Here is a 6629-nt window from a genome sequence, read left to right as displayed (position 1 = left end):
TGAGCGACATAATCTGAATCTGAGACAACATCTGGCAAGGCTGGGACGGAAGTCACTGTCGTTCTCAAAATCGGTGGAGCTGCATGACAAGGTCATCGGGCATTATCTGAACATAAAACACTATCAGTAAGTTGGAGTCATTACCTAATGCGCGATGCGATCGACGCTAATATCCAGCGTGCTGTTAATATCTTTCTGCCACCAGTAAGGCGAGAATATTTCCAGTTCAATAGCACCATTAAATCCGGCGTTTTCAACCAGCCGACGAATTGACGGAATATTGATGACGCCATCTCCCGGCATACCACGGTCATTGACCAGATCAGTGGTCGGCACTAACCAGTCGGAAACATGAAACGCGAGGATGCGTTTTCCGGCACGCAGGATCTGACTGGCGAGATCCGGATCCCACCAGACGTGATAAACATCCACCGCCACGCCGAGGCCAAACTCACCATCGGGATCGAGTTCATCACACCAGTCCAGCGCCTGACGTAACGTGCACAGGCAAGAGCGATCGGCAGCTGTCATCGGGTGCAGTGGCTCCAGCGCAATTGGCACGCCGACATCTTTCGAATGTGGCAGCGACTGGCGAATCCCTTGTTTCACTTGTTCTCGCGCTTCATATAGATCTTTAGTGCCCGTTGGCAGACCGCCAACCACCTGCATATAACAGGCGGCGTTAAGCACCGCTGCGTCGTCCAGCGCCCGGCGGTTATCATCAATCGCCAGTTTGCGTTCCGCCAGTGTCGGCGCGGTGTAGTAAGTGCTACGGCACAAACCGGAAACGCTCATGTTACTGGCGGCAAGCTGGCGGGTGATTTGCTGGAGATCTTCACCCTGCAACTCCCTGCGCCAGGGGGCAATTGCGCCAATACCGCGTGCGGCGCAGGCATCAATAATGGCGGGTAGCGGCGTTTTATAGCCCAGTGTCGCGGTATTGATACTGAATAAATCCGGGCGTTGTAACAGATCTCTCATGATTCAGCCTCAGAAGCGCGGCATACTTAAGCCGCCGTCGATGGCGACCGCCTGACCACAGGTGTAAATCAGTTTACCTTCCGCCATCGCGCGGACGGTGGAAGCAATATCAGCCGGATAACCCCAACGTCCCCACGGCACCAGACCTTTGGCAATCAGTTCGTCGTAATAAGCCGTTGCCGGAATAGTCATATCAGTTTTGATGAGACCAGGGCGCACTTCATAAACGCCAATTTGTTCATTACAAAGGCGAGCAGCAAACAGACGAGCAGCGGCAGAAACGGCGGTTTTGGCAATGGTGTATTCGCCGCGATTCATCGCCAGCATGATGGCGTTGATGGAACTGACGAAAATAATCGAGCGGTGCGGCAGCTCCGCTTCCGGTTTCGGCTGTGCCAGTAAGCGCTTACTGAATGCCTGAGCAAGGAAGAACGGCGCGCGGGTGTTAATGGCAATGTTTTGATCGAAGCTGTCTGGTTCGAGGTCGAGGAGGTCACCGCGTTTTTTCACTGAAATCCCCGCGTTATTGAGCAGACACTCCAGCCGCCCCCACTGGTTTTGCGCCGCGTCGAGCATCTCCTCATGCAGAGATAGATCACCGACATCAGCAGGGAAGCAAATCACTTCCACGCCTTCCGCCAAACATTCTTGTTGTGTGATATGCAGTTTTTCTACGCTGTCGGCATCGGGACGATCGTTAATCAGCAGGTTAAACCCGCCACGAGCAAGCTCCTGCGCACAGCCCTTTCCAATACCGCGAGCGGCTCCGGTAATAACGGCAACAGGACGAGTGGATTTCATACAATAGCTCTCTTTTTTGAATTTTGTTTCCTTGGTGATGATTAGCTTGCGACTGGAGGATAAAAAGATCAACCATCTAGTTGGTTGATATGCGATGACGATCACAGGACATTTGATAACCTGATGAAAGTACAAGTTTTTTCCCTTTTTTCTGAAGCTGAAATCAAATCAGGTTATGATAGTCACCACGAAGAGGTCGTGGGGAAGCGTTATGTATCTTGATACCAGCAACGTACAGAGCCTGAAGGAAAAGCTGCTGTTATGCGCGGTTAATGAATTTGCCGAATATGGTTATGAAGGGGCCAGGGTCGATAATATTGTTAAGGCTGCGGGGTGTAGTAAACAGACGGTTTATCATCACTTTGGTAATAAAGAAAATTTATTTATTGAAGTACTGGAATATACCTGGAACGATATTCGACAAAAAGAAAAGGCCCTTGATTTCTCAGATCTTCCGCCACAAAAAGCTATTGAGAAAATTATTGATTTTACATGGGATTATTATATTGCTAACCCCTGGTTTTTAAAAATTGTGCATAGTGAAAATCAAAGTAAAGGTGTGCATTATGCAAAATCACAGCGTCTCTTAGAAATTAACCATGCGCACTTGCAGTTAATGGAATCCTTATTGGATGAAGGGAAGAAACACAATATTTTTAAGCCAGATATCGACCCATTGCAGGTGAATATTAATATTGCTGCGCTTGGCGGATATTATTTGATCAACCAGCATACGCTTGGCCTGGTTTATCATATCAGTATGGTTTCCCCCCAGGCACTGGAAGCCAGACGTAAGGTCATCAAAGAGACAATCCTTAGCTGGCTTTTGGTTGACCCTTCATCTACCGCGCACGAATAAAACTGCCATCCGGCTGGCGGGTGAACAGGACCTGTTGATTATTCCCCGTATCAATGGTTAAGCCCGTCACCACGCCGCTGGCGTTCTGGCGGATTTTCACCATCTGCCCGTTTTGCAAATTACTCAGCGGCTTACCCGCGCCTTATACCTGCGCCATTGCATAGACATCGGTAGCGGGCAGTCCGTGGTCGTGGAACAGCTGCGCCATCGTTTTACCGGGTTCGACACGGTAAGAGCGCCATTGATTATCAATTCCGCTATCTGGCTGGAATGGTTGCGTTTGGGTAGTTTGCGGCTGCTCTTCTGGCTGGCCTTCCTGTATAGGTTCTGGAGCGACCGGAGCCACCTGATCAGGATCATTTTGTGGTGTGACTAATTGCGCCCGCAGCTGTTCTTCTGTCGGCGGTTGTGATTGCGACTGAATATCTAACTGCGCTTCACGCGTCACCACCGGCGCGTTGGGCGTATCATCAGATGGAAGCAGAAATCCGACCACCAATACAATGGCGGCAATAATGATCCCCCGACGATGCATCGGCGGCAGCGGGTCCATGAAGCGAAAATTGTCCGGCGCGTGCCAGACTTTCTCCAGGGTTGGTTTTAGTTCAAAGCGCCCGGGCATGGTTTCCTCCTGCTCCGCGTCTTGTTCCTCAATCATAGCCTATGAATAAGCTAACGCTATGATGTCCGTGGTAAACCCGCCTTTATTGTATTCATACGGGATATTGCTATTGTTTCTTTTTCCCCGGGATTTGTCATCATTCCTGCGACAAAGTTTTACCCAAAGAAGTGTGGCTGATATGCTGCCCGCTACTTTTATACCCTAAGAAAGGAAATACGATGACCACCCCAACTTTTGACACCATCGAAGCGCAAGCAAGCTACGGCATTGGTTTGCAGGTAGGGCAACAACTGAGTGAATCTGGCCTGGAAGGGCTGCTGCCAGAAGCACTGGTTGCAGGTATTGCCGATGCGCTGGAAGGCAAACATCCGGCTGTTCCGGTTGATGTGGTGCATCGCGCGCTGCGTGAAATCCACGAACGCGCCGATGCCGTTCGTCGTCAGCGTTTCCAGGCGATGGCTGCTGAAGGTGTGAAATACCTGGAAGAAAACGCCAAAAAAGAAGGTGTGAATAGCACCGAATCTGGCCTGCAATTCCGCGTGATCAACCAGGGTGAAGGCGCAATTCCGGCACGTACCGACCGCGTTCGTGTTCATTACACCGGTAAACTGATCGACGGCACCGTGTTTGACAGCTCCGTTGCTCGTGGTGAACCCGCTGAATTCCCGGTTAACGGCGTGATCCCTGGCTGGATTGAAGCACTGACTCTGATGCCGGTAGGTTCTAAATGGGAACTGACTATCCCGCAGGAACTGGCATATGGCGAGCGCGGCGCAGGTGCATCCATCCCTCCGTTCAGCACCCTGGTGTTTGAAGTCGAACTGCTGGAAATCCTCTAAGCAGCGCATTCTGTTCCCCTCGAACCAGAGGGGAGCAGGCATTCAGCAATAAACCCTTCAGTTTGCCAAACGGCGCTATTTTGTGTTGCAAAGACCCCGTAAGCGTGTATTTTTGTGAGCTGTTTCGCGTTATCACCGTGATATGACACTCACTTTAAACATAAAATTAACATTAGTTCTAAATCTTAGTATTCATCCCGCGTATTGTTACCTAATATCGATGAGTCCCGATACAGATTCGTCGTATCATAGACTGACTAAAGGCCGTAGAGCCTGAACAACACAGACAGGTACAGGAAGAAAAAAACATGGTAGATCAGGTAAAAGTCGTTGCCGATGATCAGGCTCCGGCTGAACAGTCGCTACGGCGCAATCTCACAAACCGACATATTCAGCTTATTGCCATTGGCGGTGCCATTGGTACGGGGTTGTTTATGGGGTCTGGCAAAACGATTAGCCTTGCCGGGCCGTCGATCATTTTCGTTTATATGATCATTGGTTTTATGCTCTTTTTCGTGATGCGGGCAATGGGGGAATTGCTGCTTTCGAATCTGGAATACAAATCTTTTAGTGACTTCGCTTCCGATTTACTCGGGCCGTGGGCAGGATATTTCACTGGCTGGACTTACTGGTTCTGCTGGGTTGTAACCGGTATGGCAGACGTGGTGGCGATCACGGCTTATGCTCAGTTCTGGTTCCCCGATCTCTCCGACTGGGTCGCCTCGCTGGCGGTGATAGTGCTGCTGCTGACGCTCAACCTTGCCACCGTGAAAATGTTCGGTGAGATGGAGTTCTGGTTTGCGATGATCAAAATCGTCGCCATCGTGTCGCTGATTGTCGTCGGCCTGGTCATGGTGGCGATGCACTTTCAGTCACCGACTGGTGTGGAAGCGTCATTCGCGCATTTGTGGAATGACGGCGGCTGGTTCCCGAAAGGTTTAAGTGGCTTCTTTGCCGGATTCCAGATAGCGGTTTTCGCTTTCGTGGGGATTGAGCTGGTAGGTACAACAGCTGCGGAAACCAAAGATCCGGAGAAATCACTGCCACGCGCGATTAACTCCATTCCGATCCGTATCATTATGTTCTACGTCTTCGCGCTGATTGTGATTATGTCCGTGACACCGTGGAGTTCGGTAGTCCCGGAGAAAAGCCCGTTCGTTGAGCTGTTTGTGTTGGTAGGTTTGCCTGCGGCTGCCAGCGTGATCAACTTTGTGGTGCTGACCTCTGCGGCGTCTTCCGCTAACAGCGGCGTCTTCTCTACCAGCCGTATGCTGTTTGGTCTGGCGCAGGAAGGTGTGGCACCGAAAGCGTTCGCTAAACTTTCTAAGCGCGCAGTACCAGCGAAAGGGCTGACCTTCTCCTGCATCTGCCTGCTCGGTGGCGTGGTGATGCTGTATGTGAATCCTAGCGTGATTGGTGCGTTCACGATGATTACAACCGTTTCCGCGATTCTGTTTATGTTCGTCTGGACGATTATCCTTTGCTCGTACCTGGTGTACCGCAAACAGCGTCCTCATCTGCATGAGAAGTCGATCTACAAGATGCCGCTCGGCAAGCTGATGTGCTGGGTATGTATGGCGTTCTTTGTGTTCGTGGTCGTGTTGCTGACACTGGAAGATGACACTCGCCAGGCGCTGCTGGTTACCCCGCTGTGGTTTATCGCACTGGGGCTGGGCTGGTTGTTTATTGGTAAGAAGCGGGCTGCTGAACTGCGGAAATAACCGCATTATCATGCTGGATGGCGCAATGCCATCCAGCTTTTAGATCACTCACCCGCCAGCGCGCGTGGGAACAGTACATTGTTTTCCAGACTGATGTGATCCATCAGGTCATCAATCAGTTCATTAATGCCGTTATACATCGCTTTCCAGGTGGTGCAGGCTTCTGGCGGCGGTGTGACGTTATTGGTAGTGTGTTTGATCACTTCCAGCAGTTCGCCCGCTTCATCGTGCTCGCTTTCCATTACGCTGATTGGCCCCATTGCCTGGCTGCCCATGCCTTGTTTGATCATCGGGAAGAGGATCTGCTCTTCTTTCATCATGTGGCTGGAAAGCTCTTCATGCAGCATGGTCAGGTATTTTGTCAGCCCTTTTGGCACGCTCGGTTTGTCGGCGTGAACGCGCTCGACTTTAGTCGCTTGCAGGATCAGCTCCGGCAGTTGCTCGCGGTGACGATCGTGGTAGCGCACGATGATATGGTCAATGATTTCTGCCAGCGGGGCGCTACGCCAGTCTTTCTCAATCGGTTGTTCAGCAAGCTTTGCCAGTTCAGCTTCAATGACCTCAACATCCAGTTCTTTACGTGCCGCCGCGCGCGCCAGCGTCTGCTTACCGCCACAGCAGTAATCCATATCATATTTACGAAACAGAGCTGAAGCGCGAGGAATAGAGAGCGCCAGTTCACCTAAAGGTTGGTCGCGATAAGCCATAGCTGATACCTCATTCTTAATAAGATAAGATGCATTTTAAATACATCTTTAAGGCAAAAGCTATAACCCTTACGTAGCAGAGGCTTATTTAACTCACAG

General features: G+C 50.8%; 7 protein-coding genes and 1 pseudogene. 4 read left to right on the top strand and 4 right to left on the bottom strand.

What is annotated here, in order from left to right; translation table 11 throughout:
• A partial coding sequence (locus BGK49_RS28540) for an IS1 family transposase (RefSeq protein ID WP_001554957.1) occupies positions 1–130 on the top strand: 130 nt, incomplete at its 5' end.
• A 14-nt stretch (positions 131–144) separates the two neighbouring features.
• Here BGK49_RS28540 and BGK49_RS22540 read toward each other — a convergent pair.
• Both BGK49_RS22540 and BGK49_RS22535 read right to left on the bottom strand, forming a co-directional pair.
• Positions 145–981: a sugar phosphate isomerase/epimerase family protein gene (locus BGK49_RS22540; RefSeq protein ID WP_046891670.1), complete on the bottom strand. Its 837-nt coding sequence runs from the start codon at positions 979–981 to the stop codon at positions 145–147.
• Positions 982–990: 9 nt separating this feature from the next.
• Complete coding sequence (locus BGK49_RS22535; protein ID WP_004988495.1) at positions 991–1782, bottom strand: 3-ketoacyl-ACP reductase; 792 nt, start codon at positions 1780–1782, stop codon at positions 991–993.
• 211 nt (positions 1783–1993) lie between these two features.
• On the opposite strand from BGK49_RS22535, the gene BGK49_RS22530 reads away from it, so the two are divergent.
• Positions 1994–2641, top strand: a complete 648-nt coding sequence (locus BGK49_RS22530) for a TetR/AcrR family transcriptional regulator (RefSeq protein WP_001299246.1) — start codon at positions 1994–1996, stop codon at positions 2639–2641.
• On the opposite strand, the pseudogene ytfB reads toward BGK49_RS22530, so the two are convergent.
• Positions 2625–3263 (bottom strand): annotated as a pseudogene (gene ytfB, locus BGK49_RS22525) (cell division protein YtfB). The gene BGK49_RS22530 and the pseudogene ytfB overlap by 17 nt on opposite strands.
• A gap of 218 nt (positions 3264–3481) precedes the next feature.
• On the opposite strand from ytfB, the gene fklB reads away from it, so the two are divergent.
• Both fklB and cycA read left to right on the top strand, forming a co-directional pair.
• A complete protein-coding gene (gene fklB, locus BGK49_RS22520; RefSeq protein ID WP_000211225.1) occupies positions 3482–4102 on the top strand; it encodes an FKBP-type peptidyl-prolyl cis-trans isomerase in 621 nt (206 codons plus the stop codon).
• A 308-nt stretch (positions 4103–4410) separates the two neighbouring features.
• Positions 4411–5823, top strand: a complete 1413-nt coding sequence (gene cycA / locus BGK49_RS22515) for a D-serine/D-alanine/glycine transporter (RefSeq protein ID WP_000228346.1) — start codon at positions 4411–4413, stop codon at positions 5821–5823.
• A gap of 44 nt (positions 5824–5867) precedes the next feature.
• Here cycA and ytfE read toward each other — a convergent pair whose 3' ends face one another.
• A complete protein-coding gene (ytfE, locus tag BGK49_RS22510) occupies positions 5868–6530 on the bottom strand; it encodes an iron-sulfur cluster repair protein YtfE (RefSeq protein ID WP_000331456.1) in 663 nt (220 codons plus the stop codon).
• Positions 6531–6629: the final 99 nt, after the last annotated feature.

This window comes from Shigella sp. FC1544 (genome assembly GCF_001722145.1).
GTDB lineage: Bacteria > Pseudomonadota > Gammaproteobacteria > Enterobacterales > Enterobacteriaceae > Escherichia > Escherichia coli.
Note: the sequence above shows the minus strand (reverse complement) of the source record. Positions and strands in the feature narration are given on the sequence as shown.